Consider the following 20,907-nt stretch of genomic DNA (forward strand, 5'->3'; position numbering starts at 1 on the left):
ATCTCCGCTTCGCCGAAGAGTGAGCCGCCGGTGGCGGCTCGGGACAGTGCCGCCAACGTAACTCTCCGCGTCTCTGCACCTCCGCGCGAACAAACCTTCCTTCTTCTTCGCGTCGTCGCGCCTTCGCGTGAAGCTTCAGCGGTTGCCGCCCGAGCGACGACGCGGCAAGGACGCGGGCATGTTTCGATTGGGCACCCGCGGTTCCCCCCTCGCGCTGACGCAGGCCGGCATGGTCCGCGACGCGCTGATGGCCGCGCACGGGTGGGACGAGGTCGAGATCGTCGTCATCCGCACCACCGGCGACCGCGTGCAGGACCGCGCGCTGGCGGAGATCGGCGGCAAGGCGCTGTGGACCAAGGAGCTGGACCGCGCGCTGGTGGCGGGCGAGGTCGACGCCTGCGTCCACTCGATGAAGGACGTGGAGACGTTCCGGCCGGAGGCGATCGCCATCGCCGCGATGCTGCCGCGCGCCGACGTCCGCGACCGGCTGATCGGCGCCGACAGCGTCGCCGCGCTGCCCCGCGGCGCGACCGTGGGGACCAGCAGCCCGCGCCGCGCGGCGCAGCTGGCGCGGCTGCGACCCGACCTTTCCACCACATTGTTCCGCGGCAACGTCGACACGCGGCTGGGGAAGCTGGCGGCGGGGGAGGTGGACGCGACCCTGCTCGCCGCCGCGGGGCTCGACCGGCTGGGCCGGCACGACACCGGCGCGCCGATCCCGCTGGAGACGATGCTTCCCGCCCCGGCGCAGGGGGCGGTGGGGATCGAGACGCTGGCGGACGGCCCCGCCCGCGCGCTGGTGGCGGCGATCGACGACGTCGACACGCATCGGGCGGTGCGGGCGGAGCGGGCGCTGCTGGCGGGGCTGCGCGCCGACTGCCACTCGCCGGTGGCGGCGCTGGCCTTCCCGAAGGACGGCGGGTTGCTCCTCTCCGCGCAATTGCTGACCGAGAATGGCGCGGAGGCGGTCGAAGGGCAGATGGCGGGCGCGGAGCCGGTCGCGCTCGGCACCGCGCTGGCGCAGGATCTGCTCGCCCGCGCGCCTGCGTCGGTGCGGCGGCTGTTCGCCGGGTGAGACGCGCGCTGGTGCTGCGGCCGGAGCCGGGCGCGACCGCGACGGTCGCGCGGCTCGCCGCCGCCGGCGTGATCGCGACGGCGGTGCCGCTGTTCCGGGTGGTACCCGTCGACTGGCAGCGCCCGGCGGGCGAATTCGACGCCTTGCTGCTGACCAGCGCCAATGCGGTGCGCCACGGCGGCGCCGGGCTGGCCGCGGTGCGTGACCTGCCGGTGGTGGCGGTCGGCGAGGCGACGGCGGCGACGGCACGCGCGGCGGGCTTCGCCGTGATCGCGGCCGGCGCGGGCGATGCCGCCGCGGCGGTCCAAGCGGCGGAGGGGCGCCGCCTGCTCCATCTCGCCGGACGCGACCGCGTGGCGGCGCCCGCCGTGACCGCGGTGACGGTCTACGCCAGCGAGGCGATCGACCCGCCCGCCGGCGCCCTCGACGCGGCGGCCGACGGCCTCGTGCTGCTCCACTCCGCGCGCGCCGCCACGCGCTTCGCCGCGATCGTGCCGGTTGAGCGCGAGCGGGTGCGGATCGCCGCGATCAGCGCGGCGGTGGCGGTGGCGGCGGGGTTCGGCTGGGCGAGGGTGGCCGTCGCCGAACGGCCCGCCGACGCGGCGCTGGTCGCGACCGCCGCATCGCTGGCGATTGACCCGTGACGCGCGCCCGCGGATAAGCGGCGGCGATGAGTGACGCAGGCTTCACCGAGCGGCCCCGCCCGCGTCCGCGGCTCGGCCCGGTGGTGGTGATCGCGCTGATCGCCTTCCTCGTCGGCCTGGGGCTGATGGTCTTCGCCATCCGCAACACGCCGGGCTGGCTGTCCGGTGCCGCATCGCCCGCGCCGGCCGCGCCCGCGCGCGCCGCCGCGACACCGGCGCCCGCCGCGGCCACCGCCCCCGCCGTGCCGGGCATCGACCCGGTCACCCTGGCGACGCGCGAGGCGGCGCTCGGCGCGCAGCTCGCCAGCCTGGAGGCGCGCGCCGCGACCATCGCCGCGGACAGCAGCGCCGCCGCCGGCCGCGCCTCGCGCGCGGAGGGGATCCTCGTCGCCTTCGCCGCGCGGCGCGCGATCGATCGGGGCATGGGGCTCGGCTATCTCGAGGAGCAGCTGCGCCAGCGCTTCGGCGGCGCCGTCCCGCGCGAGACCGAGTTGGTGATCCGCGCCGCGCGCGCGCCGGTGACGGTGGAGGACCTGCGCATCGCGCTCGACGCCGCGCAGCCGACGCTGCTGGCGGGCGAGGACGATTGGTGGGCGGGCATCGGCAGCGAGTTGCGCAACCTGGTGGTCATCCACCGCACCGGCACGCCGTCCCCGCTGCCCGCCGACCGCATCGCGCGCGCACGCCGGATGCTGGACGCGGGCAACGTGGAGGCCGCGCTGGGCGAGATCGGCCGCCTGCCCGGCGCCGCCCGCGCGCAGAACTGGAGCGCGGCGGCGACGCGCTACGTCGAGGCGCACCGCGCGCTCGACACGCTGGAGGCCGCGGCGATCACCGGGGCGGTGGCGCAGCCGGGGGCAACTGCGACCTACCCCTGACCGCCGGCGACGCCCGCTAATCGGATCGATTATCGAGCGGCGCGGCCGACCGCGCTGATCCCCGTCCGGTTTCCAGCACCGGAAGGTCCTCATGGTCGGCACCAACCCCGTCGGGCGGAGCGCCCCCGTCGCCATCGACGCGGCGAGCCACGCCGCCACGCCACCGGCCGGTGCGGCGCCCCGTCAAGGCCGCGCCGACGTGGCACTGGACGTGACGCAGGTGGCGCTCGACATCGTGGGCATCTTCGAACCCACTTCGTTCGCCGACCTTGCCAACACCGGCATCTCGATCTGGCGCGGCGACGGCTGGGGCGCGCTGGCGTCCTTCGTGGGCGTCATCCCCTATGTCGGCGACGCGGCGAAGCTGGGGAAGCTCGGCCATTGGGCGCGGACGATCGGCAATGCGGTCGATCTCGCACGGCGTGATCCGGGCTTCGCGCAGGCGGTGCGGCCCGCGCTGCAGAAGGTGCAGGACGCGATCCACGCGATTCCGCAGGGGGCGCTGGACGCGCTGCCGGCCTCGGCGCGGCAGCATCTCGCGCGGACCGGGCGCGAGGTGGACGGGGTGCTGGGCACAGGAACCCGCGCACCGTCCTTCATCCCGTCGCGTACCGCGCCGACCAATTCCGTCGGCGGGGTGCCCGGGGGGCAGCGCGCGACCAACGCGCCCGATGCGGCACCGGACTTCAAGCGCGGCATCGCGCGGGAGAACGAATCGGCGGATATCCTCACCGGACGGGGCTACAAGGTGGAGCAGAACCCGCACCTGACCGACGCGGACCGCGCCGCCGCGGGGATCGCGCCGGGCAAGAACCCCGACTATCGCATCGTGGCATCTTCGATGGCTATTCGCCGCAATCGCCGACGGCGGGCGGCGTCTATGCCGGGATCGCGGACAAGGTGGGGAAGGGGCAGGCGCATCGCATCGTCCTGAACCTGGGCGACAGCCCTGTCCGCCCCGGCGACATCCAGCAGGCACTGCGCGACAATCCGATCCAGGGACTTCAGGAAGTCGTCCTGATTGACAGGAACGGCGCGGTCCACAAGACCTTCCCCAACGGACCCCGGCGGAAGGACGCGCCCGAGTGGCGATTGATTATCAGCTGAAGTTCGCTGAGGACGTCGCCCCGTCTGCGCTGGCCGGGTGGCTGCGCACCGCCGGCCTCGCAGACACGGACAGCCCCGCCACGTTCGTGGCGCCCGCGCTGACCGCCACGATCGGCGATGCGCGCGATATCGGCAGGCGCTGGGCCGCGCTGGGCTTTGCGCCGCACGTCGAGATCTTCTTCACGCAGGACAAGTTCGCCCCCTACGAGGAAGGGATCGCCCGGCTGGTGGAAACGGTCGCGCTGTTGCTGCGCGAGGTGCCGGCCGATGCCGCACTGGCGAGCAACAACGACGTCGTGCTGGCGCTGCGGCTGCGCGGCGACCTGGTGCTGACCAGTCGCGACGACTGGTGGATCCGCCCCACGTTCGCGCCCGGCCTGGCCGACCGCCTGGGCGCACCCTACCGGCTGGAGCCGCTGCCGATCATCTGATCGTCACCCGTGACCCAGCCGCCGCAGCAGTGCCATCGCCGCGGCGGGCGCGCGCACCTTGGCGCCGTTGATCATGAACACGAAGGTGTCGCGCGGTCGCGCCGGCGCCGCGTCGGCGACGTAGGGCAGACCCGCCGGCGCCACGCCCGCGGCCCACTCGCGCGCCCTGGCGGCGAGCGCGTCGAGGTCGGCGGCGGCGAACCCCTCCGGCTCCTCCTCGCGCGCGTCCTCGATCCGGACATAGGCGAAGTCGCCCGATAGGTCGGCGAGCGACGGATAGTCGTCGGAGCGGGCGTGGACGATCGCGACCTTCGCCGCGCGGCACAGTGCGACGAACTCGGGCACGGCGAAGCTCTCGTGCCGGACATGGATGGCGTGGCGCAGCGCGACCCCCTGGTGCGCGTCGGGCAGCAGCGCCAGGAAGGCGGCGAAATCCTCGGCGTCGAACTTCCGCGTGGCGGCGAACTGCCACAGGATCGGGCCCAGCTTCTCGCCGAGCTCGACGATTCCCTGGCCGACGAAGCGCGCGATCGATTCGCCCGCCTCCGCCAGCACCTTGCGCGTGACGCAATAGCGCGACGCCTTCAGCGCGAAGACGAAGCCGTCGGGCGCGGTGTCGCGCCAGTTGGCGAAGGTGGCGGGCTTGAAGCCGGAATAGAAGGTGCCGTTCACCTCGACGGCGGTGACATGGCGGCTGGCATATTCCAGCTCGCGCTTCGCCGGCCATTTCGGCGGATAGAAGGCGCCGTCCTTCCATGGTTCGTAGGTCCAGCCGCCGATGCCCACGCGGATCGTGCCCGTCATTCGCCCCTCCTGCGAAAACACTGCGGCTCATGATCGTCGATCACGCCCGTCGCCTGCAACCAGGCATGGACGATCACCGGGCCGACGAACTTGAACCCGCGCGCCTTCAGCGCCACGGACAGTGCGTCCCCGGGTGGGGAGCGGACCATCGAGCCCGTGCCGCGCCACGGCACCCCGTCGACGAACGACCAGACGAAGGGCGCGAACGCCTCCCCGGCGTCGCGCATCGCCAGGTACGCGTGCGCGTGGCCGATCGCCGCGGCGATCTTCGCGCGCGAGCGCACGATGCCCGCGTCCGCCATCAGCCGCTCGACGTCCCCTTCGCCCCAGCCGGCGATCCGTTCCGGTACGAAGCCGTCGAAGGCGGCGCGAAAGGAGTCACGCTTCTTCAAGATGGTGATCCAGGCGAGCCCGGCCTGGAAGCCGTCGAGGATCAGCTTCTCGAACAGCGCGCGCGAGTCGCGCTCGGGCACGCCCCACTCGGCATCGTGATAGGCGGTGAGCAGAGGGTGCCCTTCCGCCCAGCGGCAGCGCACGGTCACGACGCCTCCCGCTCGATCAGCGCGCGCTTGCGCGCCACGCCCCAGCGATAGCCGGAGAGCGCGCCGTCGCTCCTGACGACGCGGTGGCACGGAATGGCCACCGCATGCGCGTTGGCGGCGCAGGCACCCGCCACCGCACGCACCGCGGCGGGGGCGCCGATGCGGCGCGCGACGTCGGCGTAGCTGGCGGTCTCGCCCGGCGGAATGGCGCGCAGCGCGTCCCACACCCGCTGCTGGAACGCGGTGCCGCGCACGTCGAGCGGCAGGTCGTGGCCGATCGCGGGCGCCTCCACCAGCGCGACCACGCGCGCGACCAGCGCCTCGTAGCCCGCGTCCGCGCCGATCAGCTCGGCGTTCGGGAAGCGGTCCTGCACCTCGCGCAGCAGTGCCGCCGCGTCGTCGCCGAGCAGGATTGCCGCCACGCCGCGCGCGCTGGACGCGACGAGGATCGCGCCGAGCGAGGTCGCGCCGATCGCGAAACGCAGCGTCTCCCGCGCGCCGCCGTCGCGATAGCGTGCGGGCGCCATGCCCAGCATCGCCGGCGCGCCCGCGTAGAAGCGGCTGCTGGAGCCGTAGCCCGCGTCGTGCAGCGCGGTGGTGACCGGAGTGCCCGCAGCCAGCCGCTCGCGCACCCGCGCGGCACGATGGGCGGCGGCGTAGCCGCGAGGCGTCAGGCCCGTCTGCGCCTTGAACAGGCGGTGGAAGTGCGCGGGGCTGAGCCCGGCGGCGGCGGCCAGCGCGGCGAGCGCGGGCGTCTCCTCCGCCCGCTCGATCAGGCGGCACGCCCGCGCGACCAGCGCGGCGCGACGCTCTGTCGGGGAAGCGCCGTCGGGCCAGCAGCGGCGGCACGCGCGGAAGCCCGTGGCACGCGCCTCCGCCAGCGTGGCGTGGATCGCGACGTGCTCCGGCCGCGCCGCGCGAGAGGGGCAGGACGGGCGGCAGTAGATGCCGGTGGTCGCGACCGAGTAGAAGAACGCTCCGTCCGCGCTGGCGTCGCGGGCGAGGATGCGGGGCCAGCGGGGGTCGCTGGCGGTGTCGGGCTGGTGGGTCATGGTCGCCGGTATCGCCGTTGACGGGAGGATAGGCGTTCCGGTTCTTGCGGTCGAATCGGCAATCGTGCGCGCGGGTCGGGACCGCTGCACACGCGCTTTCGTCATGCCGGGCGTGCCCCGGCATCCACCGTGCCGCAAATCTGCAAGCCGTTGTGAGCGCGACGACGGACCCCGGCAGGGGGCCGGGATGACGGGGGAGGGCGGCTTGCGGCGGGCGCGCCGCTCGCAAACGAGGTGGCGGGCATGGAAGAACAGTGAAGCCGCGTCGTCAATCGCCGCTTCGCGCCGCTGGCCGCGCCGTCTTCGAGAAGCTGATCGAGCCTCGCTAGATCAGCGAGGCGGCTGGAGCGGGCGAAGGGATTCGAACCCTCGACCCCAACCTTGGCAAGGTTGTGCTCTACCCCTGAGCTACGCCCGCTCTGGCGCCGATGCCCGGAAAACTGCGCTTCCAGGCGGGTGAGGCGGGGCCATTAGCAGCGGCTTTTCGGCTCCGCAAGCGGCTTGATCGACGAAATCGGCGTGGGCGCCCGATTTGACCCGCATCGGCCCCGGCTCTACCTGCGCGAAACATGACCGCACCCACCATCCTCCTCGTCGAGGACGACCCGTCGCTCCGGATGCTCACCGCGCGCGCGTTGCAGGAGAACGGCTTCCTCGTCCGCCCCGCCTCCGCCGCGCCCGAGATGTGGCTGGCGCTGGATTCCGGACCCGTCGATCTCGTCCTGCTTGACATCATGCTGCCCGGCACCAGCGGCATCGACCTGTGCCGGGCACTGCGGCAGAAGAGCGACGTGCCGATCATCTTCATGTCGGCGCGCGCCAGCGAGACCGACCGAGTCGTCGGGCTGGAGCTGGGCGCGGACGATTACATCGCCAAGCCGTTCGGCACGCGCGAGCTGGTGGCACGGGTGCGCGCGGTGCTGCGCCGCCCGCCGCTGGATCGCACCACCGGCGCGGGCGACCAGGGGATGCTCACCTTCGACGGGTGGACGGTGAACCTGCCGCGGCGCGAGCTGACCTCGCCCACCGGGGCGATCGTCGACCTGACCGGCGCGGAGTTCGACCTGCTGACCGTGCTGGCCGACCACGCGCAGCGCGTGATCGCGCGCGAGCGGCTGATCGAGCTGTCGCGCACGCGGCTGGGCGACAGTTCGGACCGCTCGATCGACGTGCTGGTCAGCCGGTTGCGCCGCAAGCTGGGCGGGGCGGGGCACACCGCGCCCATCGTGACGGTGCGCGGCGTCGGCTACATGCTGAACGCGCCGGTGGAGCGGCATTGAAGCGGTTCCATCGCCCGGCCATCGGCCTGCTCGGCCAGGTGCTGGCGATCCTGCTGCTGACGATCATCATCGAGTTCGGCGCCAGCACGCTGCTGTACGAGCGCGCCAGCCGCTACGCCGTGCAGGACGACGAGGCCAACCGCCTGGCCGAGCACCTCGTCATCAGCCGCCGGCTGGTGGCCGAGCGCCCCGCCGCCGGGCGCCCCGGCATGGCGGCGGAGCTGAGCACCGACCGCTACCTGGTGCAGTGGCGCGACGCCTTGCCCTCGCCCCCGCCGGTCGCGCCGTCGCTGGACGCGATGCGGCAGCAGGTGATCGCGTGGGAGCCGTCGCTGGCGAAGACCGACCTGCGGCTGCGGCTGGTGTCGCCGGGGCGCAGCTCCGCGGTGTCGGGCGGGTTGCGGCTGGACGACGGCAGCTGGCTGTATTTCCAGACGCTGGAGCCGGTGGCGGCGATCAACCTGGCGTTCGAGCGGGTGGCGCTGGCCATGGTGCCCGCGATCGCGCTGATGGTGCTGGGCGCGGTGGTGCTGCGCCAGCTGCTGCTGCCGCTGCGCCGGCTCGCCTCCGCGGCGGAGCGGGTGGGGCACGGCGACGCGGTGCCGCTGGAGGCGGACGGCCCGGGAGAGGTGCGGCGGGTGATCCTGGCCTTCAACGCCATGCAGGATCGCATCGCCTCGCTGATCGCGGGGCGGACGCAGGCACTGGCCGCGGTGGGCCACGACCTGCGCACGCCGCTGGCGCGGCTGCACCTGCGGACCGAGGCGCTGGCGGACGCGAACACGCGCGACGCGATCGCGCACGACGTGGCGGAGATGGAGGCGATGATCGCCTCGCTGCTCGCGTTCCTGGGAGGCGAGGCGGAGCCGGAGCGGCCCTCGCGCGTCGATCTCGCCGTCATGTGCGCGACGATCGCCGACGACGCGCAGGACCGCGGCCGCGATGCCGACTATGTCGGGCCGGACCATTGCGAGCGCGTGCTGCGCCGTTCCGCCGTCAAGCGGGCGATCGTCAACCTGGTCGACAATGCGCTTCACTACGGCGAGCGGGTGTGGATCACGCTGGAGCCGCGCGACGACGGCCTGTCGGTGCGCGTGGAGGACGACGGCCCCGGCATTCCGGAGGAGAAGCTGGCGAGTGCGGTGGAGCCGTTCGTGCGGCTCGACCCCGCACGGCGCCGCGACACGGTGGGCTTCGGTTTGGGCCTCGCGATCGTGAAGGAGGCGGTTACCGCGGAAGGGGGACGGCTGATCCTGTCCAATCGCGCCGCCGGCGGGCTTTGTGCCGAAGTGTTGCTGCCGCCGGCGGAAACGAAATAACACAAAGGCGCCGCGCCGCGGCAAATGACGCGCCGTAGACCCGTCGGTCATGATACTGACAGGAGTAGTCCCGGTGAACGAGGTGATCGGCCGCGTCTTCAGCTTCGAGAAGCAGACTTATCCCGATGCGCGAGGACTTTACAACAAGCTCGCGACCGATGGCCAAAGTCCCAAGGCCCTCATCATCAGCTGCGCCGATTCTCGCATCGTGCCCGAGCACATCGTGCAGGCGGCGCCGGGCGACCTGTTCGTCTGCCGCAACGCGGGCAACATCGTGCCGCCCTATTCGACGCAGAACGGCGGCGTCACGTCGACGGTGGAATATGCCGTCGCGGCGCTCGGTATCCGCGACATCATCGTCTGCGGCCATTCCGATTGCGGCGCGATGAAGGGCCTGGCGGGCGATCCGGCCAAGCTGGAATCGATGCCCAACGTCCTCGCCTGGCTGCGCCACGGCAGCGCCGCGCGGCAGGTGGTGGACCAGAGCTACCCCGAGCTGGACGAGACCGCGCGCGTCCGCGCGCTGAGCCTGGAGAACGTGGTGGCGCAGCTGGCCCACCTGCGCACGCATCCGTCGGTCGCCGCCGGCCTCGCCCGCGGCGAGATCGCGCTGCACGGCTGGTTCGTGGACATCCACAACGGCACGATCCTGGCGCTGGACGGCGAGACCGGCCGCTTCGCGCAGATCAGCGAGGATCGCCCGCTGCCCGTCGCCCAGCCCGCCGAGAAGCGGCTGGCCGCCGACTTCATCGCAGAGGCGGCTGAGTAATGAAGCACGAAGCGATCGCGACGCCGGGGGTCTCCGTCCCCCGGCTCCAGTTCCTCGGGCGCGACTTCACCGCGTCCATCGTCGTGTTCCTGGTCGCCATGCCGCTGTGCATGGGGATCGCGATCGCTTCGGGCGTTCCGCCGGAAAAGGGCCTCATCACCGGGATCATCGGCGGCATCATCGTCGGCGCGCTCGCCGGCTCGCCGCTGCAGGTCAGCGGCCCCGCCGCGGGTCTGGCCGTCATCGTCTACGAGCTCGTGCGCGACCATGGCCTCAGCGCGCTCGGCCCCATCCTCGTCCTCGCCGGCGCGATCCAGTTCGCTGCCGGCGTCTTCCGCCTGGGCGGCTGGTTCAAGGCGATCTCTCCCGCGGTCGTCCACGGAATGCTCGCCGGGATTGGCGTGCTGATCGTGATCGGCCAGTTCCACGTGCTGTTCGACGAGCGTCCGCTGTCGAGCGGACCGGAGAATTTGGCCGCCATGCCGGCGCGCCTGCTGGGCCTGTCCACCGACATCCAGGCGACGGAGATCGCCTTCGGCGTCGCGCTGCTGACGATCGCGGCGATGCTGGGGTGGGAGAAGTGGCGGCCCGCGTCGCTGCGGCTGATGCCGGGCGCGCTGGTCGGCGTGCTGGCAGGCACCATCGCCGCCTTCGCGCTGGGGCTGGAGGTCGCGCGGGTCGAGGTGCCGGCGAGCATCACCGCCGCCATCTCGCTGCCCGGCGACGGCTTCCTCGGCGCCTATGCCAATTTCGGCATCGTCGCGACCGCGCTCGCCATCGCCTTCATCGCCTCGGCGGAGACGCTGCTGTCCGCCGCCGCGGTGGACAAGATGCACGACGGGGTGCGCACCGACTACAACAAGGAACTGCGCGCGCAGGGCGTCGGCAACCTGTTGTGCGGCGTGGCCGGCTCGCTGCCGATGACGGGCGTGATCGTGCGCTCCTCGGCCAACGTGCAGGCGGGCGCGATCACCCGCGCCTCCGCGATCATGCACGGCGTCTGGATCCTCGGCTTCGTCGCGGCGCTGCCGTGGCTGCTGCGCGAGATCCCGATGGCGGCACTGGGCGCGATCCTGGTCGTCACCGGCTGGCGGCTGGTCAGCCTGAAGCACGCCTCGCACCTGTATCGCGACTATGGCGTGCTGCCGGTCGTGATCTGGGCGACGACGCTCATCATGGTGGTGGCGACCGACCTGCTCACCGGCGTGCTGATCGGCATCGCGCTCACCGTGCTGGAACTGGTGCCGCACCTGCGCCGCCTGCGCCTGCGCGTGTTCGAGGCGAGCGAGGATGGTGCCCATGCCATCACGCTGGACGGCGCGGCGACCTTCGTCTCGCTGCCCCGCCTTGCCGAGACGCTGGACCGCGTGCCCCACGGCACCAACGTGCGCATCGACGCCAGCCGGCTGGACGCGGTGGACCATACCAGCGCGGAGATGCTGCGCGACTGGTTCACCCGCCGCCGCGCCTCCGGCGCCTCGGTGGAAGTGACGGGCGGACGTGGCAAGTTCGCCACACTGGCCGGGGGCTGATCCAGCGGAAACGTTTTGACATAGACGGGACATATTGCTGCAACGCAGCGCGAATACCTCGGGAGGGTGGCCAGTAGCCGCCCTCCCGTTCTCGTTGACGGGGGAGAGCGGCGCGGACCGCAGCAGGAGGAGCCTCTACCACTCAGGAGGTTCCATGAAGACGCTTCTTACGCTTTCCGCCGCCCTCTTCGGTGCGCTGGCCGCGGTTCCCGCCGCCGCGCAGGATGCCGAGCCGCCCAAGGCGTTCACCGTGTCCGGCTCCGCCGCGCTGGTCAGCGACTATCGCTTCCGCGGCGTGTCGCAGACCAACGAGGATTTCGCCGTCCAGGGCGGCCTGACGCTGGCGCACGAGAGCGGCTTCTACATCGGCACCTGGGGCTCGAACCTCGCGGGCTGGGGCACGTTCGGCGGCTCGAACATGGAGCTGGACCTGATCGGCGGCTTCAAGAAGGATTTCAACGGCACCGCGCTCGACATCGGCGTCACCACCTACGTCTATCCCGGCGGCGCGACCAAGACGACGGTGGTGGAGCCCTATGCCAAGGTGTCGGGCACCTTCGGCCCCGCCGCGCTGACCGCGGGCGTCGCCTACGCCCCGGCGCAGGAGTCGCTCGGCAACTGGTCCAACACGCCGGAGAGCCGCGCCGGCGACAAGGAGGACAACCTCTACCTGTGGGTCGATGCCGCCGGCGCCATTCCCGACACCGGACTGACGGTGAAGGGGCATATCGGCTTTTCCGACGGCAACCCGGGCCTGGGCCCCAACGGCACCAGCCTGGCGCCCACGGGCAAATATGCGGACTGGCTGGTGGGTGTCGATTATGTCGTCCCGGGCACGCCGCTGACGCTGGGGGTCGCCTATGTCGACACCAACATCGGCGCGGCCGAATCGGCGTACCTGCAGAACCTGATCGTGCAGAAGGCCGGCAGCAAGTTCGGCGACCAGATCGCCGATTCGCAGGTCGTCTTCTCGATCAGCGCCGCCTTCTGACGACGCGGGCGGCAATGTCGGCGGGGGTGGGGGTTTGTATCCCCCGCCCCCGTCTTACATAAGGGCCTGCGTCAGGAGGAGCGGGCTTTGGCAACGTTGGGCATGTCGGCGGCGGAGAAGGAAGCGGTTCAGACCTTCCGTGCGGAGGTGGTCGAGCCGTCGATGACGAAGCTGGTCATCATCGACTTCTGGGCGGAATGGTGCGGGCCGTGCAAGGCGCTGACCCCGGTGCTGGAGAAGGTGGCGGCCGATTACGCCGACAAGGGCGTCGTGCTGGCCAAGGTCGACACCGACAAGAACCAGTTCATTGCCGCGCAATTCCAGATCCGATCCATCCCCACCGTCTACGCGATGTTCCAGGGACAGCTGGTCGCCGATCTGACGAGCGCGCGCACCGAATCGCAGCTGAAGGCGATGCTGGACCAGCTGCTGCGCCAGCTGCCGATTGAGGGCGAGGCGCAGGCGCAGGAGGCGGAGCTGGAGCCGCTGATCGCGATGGGCGAGGAGGTGCTGGCCGCGGGCGACGCGACGCGCGCGCTGGCGATCTTCGACCAGCTGGCGGAGATGGCGCCGGACCATCCCGCGGTCGCGTCCGGCCGCATCCGCGCGCTGGTGGCGGCGGGACAGGCGGAGGAGGCGGAAGCCGCCGTCGCCGCGCTGCCGCCCGAGCTGGCGAAGCTGCCCGAGGTGGAGCGCGCGCGCGCGTCGCTGGAGCTGGCGCGATCGGCTCCGGCGGTGGACGACCTCGCCCCGCTGGAAGCGGCGGTTGCGCGCGATGCCGGCGACCTCCAGGCGCGCTACGATCTCGCCAACGCGCACATGGCGGCGGGCGATCGCGACGCCGCGGCGGACGGGTTCCTGGCCATCGTCGCGGCGGAGCGCGACTGGAACGACGGGCAGGCGCGCCAGCAGCTGCTGAAGCTGTTCGACGTGGTCGGGCTGGAGGATCCCTGGGTCTCGGCGCAGCGGCGACGCCTGTCGGCGATCCTGTTCGGATGAGCAGCCGGGAAGACGGGGCGATCACGCGGCTGTCGGTGTTCCCGCTGCCCGGCGCGCTGCTGTTCCCCGGCCTGCACCTGCCGTTGCACATCTTCGAGCCGCGCTACCGCGCCATGGTGTCCGACGCGATGGCGCGCGACCGCCGCATCGCGATGATCCAGCCGCGGCCGGGCGCCGAGGAAGGCGGCCCGCCCGCGCTGTTCGAGATCGGCTGCGTCGGCCGCATCGCCGAGGTGGAGGCGCTGGACGACGGGCGCTACAACATCGTGCTGGAAGGGCTGGCGCTGTTCCGCGTGGTGCGCGAACTGGAGGTGACCACCCCGTTCCGCCAGGTGGAGGCCGCGCTGCTGCCGCCGATGCCGGACGAGGCGCTCTCGCTGGGCGCGCGCGCGTCGCTGGAGATGGAATCGAAGCGGTTCGCCTCGGCGCAGGGCTATGCGGTCGACTGGGACGCGGTGGGGCGGCTGGACGACACCAGCCTGGTCAACGGGATCGCGCAGATCGCCCCCTTCGACGTCGCCGCCAAGCAGGCGCTGCTGGAGGCGCCCGACATCGCCACCCGATGCGAGCTGATCGTCCAGCTGATGCGCTTCTTCGGCCGCCACGACGGCGAGGAGCGGGTGACGTTGCAGTGAGCGCGGGCGCAGTGACGATCGACCCGTGGCTGCTCGAGCGGCTGGTCTGTCCCGCGACGCGCACCCCGCTGCGCTGGGACGGGACGACGGGGGAGTTGGTGTCCGATGCGGCCGGCCTCGCCTATCCGGTGCGCGACGGCGTGCCGGTGCTGCTGGTCGAGGCGGCGCGGCGCGTGAATGGTGTGGAGGGCGTGCGTTCCGCCTAGAACCCCGCTCGTGCTGAGGAGAGGCTGAGCTTGTCGAAGCCTCGTCTCAAAGCATCATGGCCTTCGAGACGCCATTTCAACAGGCTCGATGGCTCCTCGGGACGAGCGGGGATCATGCCGCCCGCGCCAAGCCCGTCAGATCAGCGCCAGTTCCGCCAGCCGCCCGACCAGCGCCGGGGGCATGGTCGCGATCCCGTCCGCCGCGTCGCCGCCCAGGTCCGCGGGCGCGTCGGCGTGTTCGAGGTAGCGCCAGCCCTGGTGCGCGCGGCGTGCCCGCGCCTGGACCAGCCGCAGCGCGGGGTCGAGGAGGATCGACACGCGCCCGCCCTCCGCCTCGCCGAACGCCAGGATCGGCGAGCGCGCGACCAGCTGGTGCTTGATGATCCAGTAGAGCGAGCCCTGTCCGACGACCTCCTCGTGCCGCTTCGGCAGGTAGCGCGTCGTCAGCAGCACCGGCCCGTCGAGCGCGCGCGCCTTCAGCCGCTCGGCGAGCAGGTCGACGCTCGCCGCGCCGAACGCGACTTTGGTGAGGTGAAGCGGCATGGACGCGTTGATGTGGGGACGCCGTGCCCGGCGCTCAAGGCGTCAGCCGGTCAGCCCCGCCGCGGTGGCGAGGCCCAGGAAGGCGAGGAAGCCGATCGAATCGGTCGTCATCGTGACGAAGATGGAGGAGGCCACCGCCGGGTCGGCGCGCATCCGTTCCAGCGCCACCGGCACCGCCACGCCGGCGAGGCCGGCGATGACGATGTTGGTCATCATCGCCGCCGCGATCACCGCGCCCAACGCGCCGTTGGCGAAGACGACCGAGACGCCGACGCCGATGATCGCCGCGATCGTCCCGCCGTTCAGCAGCGCGACGCGGATCTCGCGCCAGATCGCGCGCGCGGTGTTCGATTGCGTCAGCTGGTTGGTCGCCATCGCGCGGACTGTCACCGCCAGCGTCTGCGTGCCCGCGTTGCCGCCCACGCCTGCGACGATCGGCATCAGCGTGGCGAGCGCCACCATGCGCTGGATCGTCCCCTCGAACGCCGCGATGATCGAGCTGGCGACCAGTGCGGTGAACAGGTTCGCCACCAGCCAGCGCACGCGCGCCTTGTAGCTCTCGACGACGGGCTCGTTGATGTCGCCGTCGCCCGCACCCGACAGCAGCAGCGTGTCCTCACCCGCCTCCTCCTGGATGATGTGAACGACGTCGTCGACGGTAATCATGCCCACGAGGCGTCCCGACGCGTCGGTAACCGCGGCGGAGATGAGCGCGTATTTCTGGAAGCGGAGCGCCACCTCCTCCTGGTCCATGTCGACCGGGATCAGCGTCTGCTCGCGCTTCATGACGTCGCCGATGGCGATGCGGCGCGGCGTGCGCAGGATCCACGAGAGCGCGCACGTGCCGACCGGGCGATGCGCCGGATCGACGACGAAGATTTCCCAGAAATCGGTCGCCAGTTCCTCGTCGCCGCGCAGATAGTCGAGCACATCGCCAACGGTCCAATGCTCGGGCACCGCGACCAGGTCGCGCTGCATCAGGCGGCCGGCGGATTCCTCGGGATAGGACAGAGCCTCCTCGATCGCGGCGCGATCGTCCGGCTCCATCGCGCGCAGCACCTCGCGCTGGTCGTCGGCGTCCAGGTCCTCGATGATGGCGACGGCGTCGTCGGTGTCGAGCTCGCTGGCGATGTCGGCCACCTGCCGCGCGTCCAGCGCGTCGATCAGGTCCTCGCGTACATAGTCGTTCAGCTCGGCGAAGACGTCGGCGTCGACCAGGTCGCCGATCGCGGCCGCCAGTTCCCTGCGGCGGTCCTCGGGCGTCAGTTCGAACAGGTCGGCGATGTCGGCCGGGTGGAGCGGCGCGACCAGATCGTGCGCGGTCTCGACGTCGCCGTCCTCCACCGCGGCGAGCACGGCGTCGACGAAGGCGGGCTTCAGCCGGTCGTCGCGGTCGAGCTGGCTGTCGGCGGCCTCGTGCGCGGCGTCGTCGGCAAGCGGCAGTTCGGTGTCGTTCATCAGCCGCCCTTCCGCCCGTCGCTGCCCTGCCCGCGCCTTATCTCCCGCGCGCGGCATTTGCCAGCGGGGCGAGGGCACACTACCTGCCGACCATCCCCATTCGAAAAGGACTTTCCATGGCCGATACTGCGACCACGCTCGTCATGACGCTCGACGGCGGCGACGTGACCATCCGCCTGCGGCCCGACCTGGCGCCCGAGCACGTGAAGCGGATCGTCGAGCTGGCCGACGAGGGCTTCTACGACGGCGTTCCGTTCCACCGCGTCATCCCCGGCTTCATGGCGCAGGGCGGCGACGGCGGGCGCGGCGACGGCACCGGCGGATCGACCAAGCCGAACCTGAAGCAGGAGTTCAGCAAGGAGCCGCACGTGCGCGGCGTGTGCTCCATGGCGCGCACGATGGACCCGAACAGCGCCAACTCCCAGTTCTTCATCTGCTTCGACGACGCGCGCTTCCTCGACGGCCAGTACACCGTCTGGGGCGAGGTGACCGACGGCATGGAGCTGATCGACGCGCTGCCCAAGGGCGAGCCCCCGGCGAACCCGGGCAAGATCGTGACGATGCGCTCGGCGGCGTGAGACGTCTTAGAGCACCGGGTGGGAAATTCCGGCACAGCCTCCGTTCGGCCTGAGCGAAGTCGAAGGCCACGGGCGAAGGTGGCTGTGCTTCGACTTCGCTCAGCACGAACGGATGGGGATCGACCCCCGGCGCTCTGGCCCTCTCCCCGTCGGGAGAGGGCTCACTCCCGCAGCGTCGCGATCAGCCAGTCGCGGAACAGCCGCACCGGCTTCGTCTGCAAGGCGCGCGGGCGGCAGGCGAACCAATAGCTGTACGGGCTCGTCACCTCGATATCGAACAGCTTCACCAGCCGCGGGTCGTTGGCGTCGACGAAGTGGCTCTCGTGCATGAACGCGACGCCCAGCCCCTGCGCCGCCGCTTCCAGCATCAGCGCGCCCGAATCGAAATGGTCGATCGCCAGCGGTTCGATGTCGGTCAGGCCCGCGGCGTGGCGCCACGCCACGAACGTGTCGATCATGTCGCGGTGGACCAGCACGCTGTGCTGCGCCAGCTGTTCCGGACGGAGCAGCGGGTTCGCGCCCTCCACCAGCGAGCGCGCGGCGATGGGATAGACGGTGTTGCGGTCCAGCCGCTCGGCGTGGAGCAGCGGGTCGATCTCGCGCGCCAGCACGATCACGGCGTCCAGCCCCTCGCCCAGGCGGGCGATGGCGTTGCCCGCGGTGTCGATATCGAGGTGCAGTTCGGGATGCTGCGCGCGTAGCTGCGCCAGCCGGGGGAACAGCCGCTGCGACGCGAACAGCGGCAGCACGCCCAGCCGCAGCCGCAGCACCTCGCCGTCCGTGGTCATCGTCTCCACCGCGTCGGACAGGCTGTCGATCGCGGGCGCGATGGCGGCCAGCAGCCGCTCCCCGTCCGCGTTCAAGGCCATCGCCTGGTGGCGGCGGTCGAACAGCGGGCGCGACAGGAACCGCTCCAGCGTCTGTATCCGGCGGCTGAGCGCGGGGGCGGACAGCGCCAGTTCCTGCGCCGCGGCCTTGATCGAGCCCAGGCGCGCGACCGCGACGAACGCCTCGATGGCGGTCAGCGGGGGAAGGCGGCGCATGATCGGGCGGTCCGTGCCATGGTGCAGCGCATCATGACGCGCGGGACGCCGGGCGCAAGGGTGCTACCGCTAACAAGTGCAGGATATGCATCCGCAAATCACGCTTTTCGCACTTGCACAAAGACGTGCCGCACCGCACATAGAGCAGGCCTTTCAGGCATCCTCTCCTAAAAACTTTCATGGGCCGGCCTTTCGAGGCTGGCCCTTTTTTCGTGTGCGTTTCCTGCCGTGGGTCGCGATCGCTGGCAATCGGGAACCGCGCCCCCATCTCCTGCGCTCCACCCCCTCCGCGCTCGTGGCGTTCGGCCAAGGCGTTGGAATCGATCAGGAGCGACAATGGCGGACGGCGAGGATCGGATCACGCGGATCCAGGTGGCGAACGCGCGGCCGGAGGACAGCGGGCGCGGCATCGCGCACCTGCCCCGCGCTGTGATGGCGCGGCTGGGCCTCGGCGACGGCGACGTGGTGGAGATCGTCGGCAAGAAGACGACGCCTGCCCGCGCGGTCGGCCCCTATGCCGAGGATGAGGGCCTGGAGATCGTGCGGCTGGACGGGCTGCAGCGCGTCAACGCCGGCGTCGGCTCGGGCGACTTCGTCGAACTGCGCCGTGGCGAATCGAAGGCGGCGACCCGCGTCGTCTTCGCGCCAGCGCAGCAGAACCTGCGGCTGCAGGGATCGACCAACGCGCTGAAGCGCACCTTCTTCAACCGGCCCTTGTGCCAGGGCGACGTGGTGGCCACCGCCGGGCACCAGCGCGTGCAGAACATGCCGCCCGGCATGGAGCGCTACGTGAACGCGCCCGCCTATGCCTTGCAGGAGATCCGGCTGACCGTCGTCTCCGCCAGTCCCAAGGGCATCGTCCACATCGACGAGAACACTGACGTCGAATTGCGCGCCGAGTACGAGGAACCGGATGCGGCCCGGCGCGCGGACGTCACCTACGACGACATCGGCGGCATGGCGGCGACGATCGACCAGCTGCGCGAGATGGTGGAGCTGCCGCTGCGCTATCCCGAGCTGTTCCAGCGGCTGGGTGTTGACCCGCCCAAGGGCGTGCTGCTCCACGGTCCGCCCGGCACCGGCAAGACGCGGCTGGCGCGCGCGGTGGCGAACGAGAGCGACGCGCAGTTCTTCCTCATCAACGGGCCCGAGATCATGGGCTCGGCCTATGGCGAATCGGAGCAGCGGCTGCGCCAGGTGTTCGAGGAAGCGACCAAGGCCGCGCCCTCGATCGTGTTCATCGACGAGATCGATTCGATTGCGCCCAAGCGCGGTCAGGTGTCGGGCGAGGCGGAGAAGCGGTTGGTGGCGCAGCTGCTGACGCTGATGGACGGGCTGGAGGCGCGAGCCAACCTGGTCGTGATCGCCGCGACCAACCGGCCCGAGGCGATCGACGAGGCGCTGCGCCGCCCCGGCCGGTTCGACCGCGAGATCATCGTCGGCGTGCCGGACGAGCGCGGGCGGCGCGAGATCCTGGGCATCCACACCCGCGGCATGCCGCTGGGCGAGAAGGTGGACCTCGGCGAACTGGCACGCACCACCTTCGGCTTCGTCGGCGCCGATCTCGCCGCGCTGACCCGCGAGGCGGCGATCGAGACCGTGCGGCGAATGATGCCGAAGCTGAACCTGGAGGATCGCACGATCCCGGCGGACGTGCTCGACACTCTGGCGGTGACGCGCGAGGATTTCATGGAGGCGCTGAAGCGCGTCCAGCCGAGCGCGATGCGCGAGGTGATGGTGCAGGCGCCGACGACGAAGTGGAGCGACGTCGGCGGGCTGGACGACGCGCAGGTTCGGCTGAAGGAGGGCGTCGAACTGCCGCTGAAGGATCCCGACGCCTTCCGGCGGCTGGGTATCCGTCCGGCCAAGGGCTTTCTGCTGTACGGTCCGCCCGGCACCGGCAAGACGCTGCTGGCGAAGGCGGTGGCGCGCGAGGCGGAGGCGAACTTCATCGCTACCAAGTCGAGCGACCTGCTGTCGAAATGGTATGGCGAGAGCGAGCAGCAGATCGCCCGGCTGTTCCAGCGCGCGCGTCAGGTGGCGCCGACCGTCATCTTCATCGACGAGCTCGACAGCCTCGTGCCCGCGCGCGGCGGTGGCCTGGGCGAGCCGCAGGTGACCGAGCGGGTGGTGAATACCATCCTCGCCGAGATGGACGGGCTGGAGGAATTGCAGTCGGTGGTCGTCATCGGCGCCACCAACCGCCCCAATCTGGTCGATCCGGCGCTGCTGCGGCCGGGTCGGTTCGACGAGTTGGTCTACGTCGGCGTGCCGAGTGCCGAAGGCCGGCGGCGCATCCTGGCCATACAGACGCAGAAGATGCCGCTGGCCGACGACGTCGACCTGGACGCGGTGGCGCGCCGGACCGAGCGGTTCACCGGCGCGGACCTGGAGGACGTGGTGCGCCGCGCCGGCCTGTTCGCGCTTCGCGAATCGCTCGACACGCGCGAGGTGACGCAGGCGCATTTCGAGCGCGCGCTCGACGACAGCCGCGCCAGCGTGACGCCGGAGGTGGAGCGCGAGTACGAGCAGATGGCGGCGCGGCTGAAGCAGGAGGTGAACGCGATCCAGCCGCTCGGCTTCATCGCGCCGGGCCAGTTGACGCCGCGCGGACCCAAGGGAGCCGATTGATCCCCCTTCGTGCTCCCGCGCAGGCGGGAGCCCAAGGGAGCAAGCGGCGCGTTTGCGGCTCCAGGCTCCCGCTTCCGCGGGAGCGCCCTGGATCAGACGCGCGGCTTCGGATTCCGCGCCGCGACGCGCGTCACGCCGCCACGGCAAGCCGCACTGACGACGGGGTAGGACAGGTCCGTGTTGCGCATCAGCGCCGCGGGCATTGCCGCCTGGCATTGCCGCATCGTGGCAAACCGCGCCGGCTCCACCCGAGCCTCCGCGCAGGAGGTCGCCGCATCGCCGCAGCCCATGATTGCGAGTACGAAAAAGACCGGTTCCATTCCCTGCCTCCTCGCCGCCGAAAACGGGTAAATCGCGACGACGGTTCCGCCTTTCGCTCTTTGTAACCAA

At 71.5% G+C, this 20,907-nt stretch carries 23 protein-coding genes and 1 tRNA gene; 16 read left to right on the plus strand and 8 right to left on the minus strand.

Annotated elements, in window-relative coordinates:
- Positions 1-178: 178 nt before the first annotated feature.
- The 6 genes from hemC (at position 179) to HBH26_RS03930 (ending at position 4,135) form a co-directional block, all read left to right on the plus strand.
- Positions 179-1,075 carry a hydroxymethylbilane synthase gene (gene hemC, locus HBH26_RS03910; protein ID WP_168133289.1) on the plus strand — a complete coding sequence of 299 codons (897 nt, stop codon included), beginning with the start codon at positions 179-181 and terminating at the stop codon, positions 1,073-1,075.
- Positions 1,072-1,719, plus strand: coding sequence for a uroporphyrinogen-III synthase (locus HBH26_RS03915; RefSeq protein ID WP_168133290.1), 648 nt, complete (start codon positions 1,072-1,074; stop codon positions 1,717-1,719). Before hemC ends, HBH26_RS03915 begins: the two co-directional genes overlap by 4 nt.
- Positions 1,720-1,745: 26 nt before the next feature.
- Positions 1,746-2,597, plus strand: coding sequence for an MICOS complex subunit MIC60 (locus tag HBH26_RS03920; RefSeq protein WP_168133291.1), 852 nt, complete (start codon positions 1,746-1,748; stop codon positions 2,595-2,597).
- A 91-nt stretch (positions 2,598-2,688) separates the two neighbouring features.
- Positions 2,689-3,531 carry a hypothetical protein gene (locus tag HBH26_RS20370; RefSeq protein ID WP_209308306.1) on the plus strand — a complete coding sequence of 281 codons (843 nt, stop codon included), beginning with the start codon at positions 2,689-2,691 and terminating at the stop codon, positions 3,529-3,531.
- Positions 3,486-3,704 carry a CdiA C-terminal domain-containing protein gene (locus tag HBH26_RS03925; protein ID WP_338057246.1) on the plus strand — a complete coding sequence of 73 codons (219 nt, stop codon included), beginning with the start codon at positions 3,486-3,488 and terminating at the stop codon, positions 3,702-3,704. The genes HBH26_RS20370 and HBH26_RS03925 overlap by 46 nt, the downstream gene beginning before the upstream one ends.
- Positions 3,683-4,135 carry a SitI3 family protein gene (locus HBH26_RS03930; RefSeq protein WP_168133292.1) on the plus strand — a complete coding sequence of 151 codons (453 nt, stop codon included), beginning with the start codon at positions 3,683-3,685 and terminating at the stop codon, positions 4,133-4,135. Before HBH26_RS03925 ends, HBH26_RS03930 begins: the two co-directional genes overlap by 22 nt.
- A 3-nt stretch (positions 4,136-4,138) precedes the next feature.
- Here the strand turns inward: HBH26_RS03930 and HBH26_RS03935 are convergent, their stop codons facing one another.
- From HBH26_RS03935 to HBH26_RS03950, 4 genes are all read right to left on the minus strand, one after another.
- Positions 4,139-4,939: a DUF72 domain-containing protein gene (locus HBH26_RS03935; protein ID WP_168133293.1), complete on the minus strand. Its 801-nt coding sequence runs from the start codon at positions 4,937-4,939 to the stop codon at positions 4,139-4,141.
- Positions 4,936-5,481 (minus strand): DNA-3-methyladenine glycosylase I, encoded by a 546-nt coding sequence (locus HBH26_RS03940; RefSeq protein WP_168133294.1) that lies wholly within the window; start codon positions 5,479-5,481, stop codon positions 4,936-4,938. Before HBH26_RS03940 ends, HBH26_RS03935 begins: the two co-directional genes overlap by 4 nt.
- Complete coding sequence (ada, locus tag HBH26_RS03945) at positions 5,478-6,533, minus strand: bifunctional DNA-binding transcriptional regulator/O6-methylguanine-DNA methyltransferase Ada (RefSeq protein WP_209308307.1); 1,056 nt, start codon at positions 6,531-6,533, stop codon at positions 5,478-5,480. The genes HBH26_RS03940 and ada overlap by 4 nt, the downstream gene beginning before the upstream one ends.
- Positions 6,534-6,876: 343 nt before the next feature.
- Positions 6,877-6,951, minus strand: a tRNA-Gly gene (locus HBH26_RS03950).
- Between the two features lie 151 nt (positions 6,952-7,102).
- On the opposite strand from HBH26_RS03950, the gene HBH26_RS03955 reads away from it, so the two are divergent.
- The 8 genes from HBH26_RS03955 to HBH26_RS20585 all read left to right on the plus strand — a co-directional run bounded on the left by HBH26_RS03955 (position 7,103) and on the right by HBH26_RS20585 (position 14,264).
- On the plus strand, positions 7,103-7,813 hold the full coding sequence (locus tag HBH26_RS03955; protein ID WP_168133296.1) for a response regulator transcription factor: 711 nt from the start codon (positions 7,103-7,105) through the stop codon (positions 7,811-7,813).
- On the plus strand, positions 7,810-9,132 hold the full coding sequence (locus HBH26_RS03960) for an ATP-binding protein (protein ID WP_168133297.1): 1,323 nt from the start codon (positions 7,810-7,812) through the stop codon (positions 9,130-9,132). Before HBH26_RS03955 ends, HBH26_RS03960 begins: the two co-directional genes overlap by 4 nt.
- A 73-nt stretch (positions 9,133-9,205) precedes the next feature.
- Positions 9,206-9,901 (plus strand): carbonic anhydrase, encoded by a 696-nt coding sequence (locus HBH26_RS03965; RefSeq protein WP_168133298.1) that lies wholly within the window; start codon positions 9,206-9,208, stop codon positions 9,899-9,901.
- Entirely contained in the window at positions 9,901-11,433 is a 1,533-nt protein-coding gene (locus HBH26_RS03970) for a SulP family inorganic anion transporter (protein ID WP_168133299.1), read from the plus strand. Before HBH26_RS03965 ends, HBH26_RS03970 begins: the two co-directional genes overlap by 1 nt.
- 154 nt (positions 11,434-11,587) lie before the next feature.
- Positions 11,588-12,424 carry a TorF family putative porin gene (locus HBH26_RS03975; RefSeq protein WP_168133300.1) on the plus strand — a complete coding sequence of 279 codons (837 nt, stop codon included), beginning with the start codon at positions 11,588-11,590 and terminating at the stop codon, positions 12,422-12,424.
- A 102-nt stretch (positions 12,425-12,526) separates the two neighbouring features.
- A complete protein-coding gene (locus HBH26_RS03980) occupies positions 12,527-13,423 on the plus strand; it encodes a tetratricopeptide repeat protein (protein ID WP_168133499.1) in 897 nt (298 codons plus the stop codon).
- A complete protein-coding gene (locus HBH26_RS03985) occupies positions 13,420-14,058 on the plus strand; it encodes an LON peptidase substrate-binding domain-containing protein (RefSeq protein WP_168133301.1) in 639 nt (212 codons plus the stop codon). The genes HBH26_RS03980 and HBH26_RS03985 overlap by 4 nt, the downstream gene beginning before the upstream one ends.
- Entirely contained in the window at positions 14,055-14,264 is a 210-nt protein-coding gene (locus HBH26_RS20585) for a Trm112 family protein (RefSeq protein WP_338057229.1), read from the plus strand. Before HBH26_RS03985 ends, HBH26_RS20585 begins: the two co-directional genes overlap by 4 nt.
- A gap of 135 nt (positions 14,265-14,399) precedes the next feature.
- On the opposite strand, the gene HBH26_RS03995 is transcribed toward HBH26_RS20585, so the two are convergent.
- Together HBH26_RS03995 and mgtE are read right to left on the minus strand one after the other, a co-directional pair.
- Complete coding sequence (locus tag HBH26_RS03995; protein WP_168133303.1) at positions 14,400-14,807, minus strand: DUF1489 family protein; 408 nt, start codon at positions 14,805-14,807, stop codon at positions 14,400-14,402.
- A gap of 42 nt (positions 14,808-14,849) precedes the next feature.
- A complete protein-coding gene (gene mgtE / locus HBH26_RS04000; RefSeq protein ID WP_168133304.1) occupies positions 14,850-16,265 on the minus strand; it encodes a magnesium transporter in 1,416 nt (471 codons plus the stop codon).
- A gap of 116 nt (positions 16,266-16,381) precedes the next feature.
- Between mgtE and HBH26_RS04005 the strand changes: the two genes are divergently transcribed.
- The gene (locus HBH26_RS04005) at positions 16,382-16,843 is read left to right on the plus strand and encodes a peptidylprolyl isomerase (RefSeq protein WP_168133305.1); all 462 of its coding nucleotides are present in this window, start codon (positions 16,382-16,384) and stop codon (positions 16,841-16,843) included.
- A 161-nt stretch (positions 16,844-17,004) separates the two neighbouring features.
- On the opposite strand, the gene HBH26_RS04010 is transcribed toward HBH26_RS04005, so the two are convergent.
- Positions 17,005-17,886, minus strand: coding sequence for a LysR substrate-binding domain-containing protein (locus HBH26_RS04010; protein ID WP_168133306.1), 882 nt, complete (start codon positions 17,884-17,886; stop codon positions 17,005-17,007).
- A 336-nt stretch (positions 17,887-18,222) separates the two neighbouring features.
- Here HBH26_RS04010 and HBH26_RS04015 point away from each other — a divergent pair, with 336 nt between their 5' ends.
- Complete coding sequence (locus tag HBH26_RS04015) at positions 18,223-20,517, plus strand: CDC48 family AAA ATPase (protein ID WP_168133307.1); 2,295 nt, start codon at positions 18,223-18,225, stop codon at positions 20,515-20,517.
- A 92-nt stretch (positions 20,518-20,609) separates the two neighbouring features.
- On the opposite strand, the gene HBH26_RS04020 is transcribed toward HBH26_RS04015, so the two are convergent.
- Positions 20,610-20,837, minus strand: a complete 228-nt coding sequence (locus tag HBH26_RS04020) for a hypothetical protein (RefSeq protein WP_168133308.1) — start codon at positions 20,835-20,837, stop codon at positions 20,610-20,612.
- Positions 20,838-20,907 lie beyond the last annotated feature (70 nt).

This window comes from Sphingomonas corticis (genome assembly GCF_012035195.1).
GTDB lineage: Bacteria > Pseudomonadota > Alphaproteobacteria > Sphingomonadales > Sphingomonadaceae > Sphingomonas > Sphingomonas corticis.

Bases quoted from the DNA above. Each gene is read 5' to 3' on its own strand.
- hemC (WP_168133289.1), top strand. From the start codon at position 179: ATGTTTCGATTGGGCACCCGCGGTTCCCCCCTCGCGCTGACGCAGGCC.
- HBH26_RS04005 (WP_168133305.1), top strand. From the start codon at position 16,382: ATGGCCGATACTGCGACCACGCTCGTCATGACGCTCGACGGCGGCGAC.
- HBH26_RS04015 (WP_168133307.1), top strand. From the start codon at position 18,223: ATGGCGGACGGCGAGGATCGGATCACGCGGATCCAGGTGGCGAACGCG.
- HBH26_RS03935 (WP_168133293.1), bottom strand. From the start codon at position 4,939: ATGACGGGCACGATCCGCGTGGGCATCGGCGGCTGGACCTACGAACCA.
- HBH26_RS20370 (WP_209308306.1), top strand. From the start codon at position 2,689: ATGGTCGGCACCAACCCCGTCGGGCGGAGCGCCCCCGTCGCCATCGAC.
- mgtE (WP_168133304.1), bottom strand. From the start codon at position 16,265: ATGAACGACACCGAACTGCCGCTTGCCGACGACGCCGCGCACGAGGCC.
- HBH26_RS03920 (WP_168133291.1), top strand. From the start codon at position 1,746: ATGAGTGACGCAGGCTTCACCGAGCGGCCCCGCCCGCGTCCGCGGCTC.
- HBH26_RS03955 (WP_168133296.1), top strand. From the start codon at position 7,103: ATGACCGCACCCACCATCCTCCTCGTCGAGGACGACCCGTCGCTCCGG.
- HBH26_RS03970 (WP_168133299.1), top strand. From the start codon at position 9,901: ATGAAGCACGAAGCGATCGCGACGCCGGGGGTCTCCGTCCCCCGGCTC.
- HBH26_RS03980 (WP_168133499.1), top strand. From the start codon at position 12,527: ATGTCGGCGGCGGAGAAGGAAGCGGTTCAGACCTTCCGTGCGGAGGTG.
- HBH26_RS04010 (WP_168133306.1), bottom strand. From the start codon at position 17,886: ATGCGCCGCCTTCCCCCGCTGACCGCCATCGAGGCGTTCGTCGCGGTC.
- HBH26_RS03985 (WP_168133301.1), top strand. From the start codon at position 13,420: ATGAGCAGCCGGGAAGACGGGGCGATCACGCGGCTGTCGGTGTTCCCG.
- ada (WP_209308307.1), bottom strand. From the start codon at position 6,533: ATGACCCACCAGCCCGACACCGCCAGCGACCCCCGCTGGCCCCGCATC.
- HBH26_RS03975 (WP_168133300.1), top strand. From the start codon at position 11,588: ATGAAGACGCTTCTTACGCTTTCCGCCGCCCTCTTCGGTGCGCTGGCC.
- HBH26_RS03995 (WP_168133303.1), bottom strand. From the start codon at position 14,807: ATGCCGCTTCACCTCACCAAAGTCGCGTTCGGCGCGGCGAGCGTCGAC.
- HBH26_RS04020 (WP_168133308.1), bottom strand. From the start codon at position 20,837: ATGGAACCGGTCTTTTTCGTACTCGCAATCATGGGCTGCGGCGATGCG.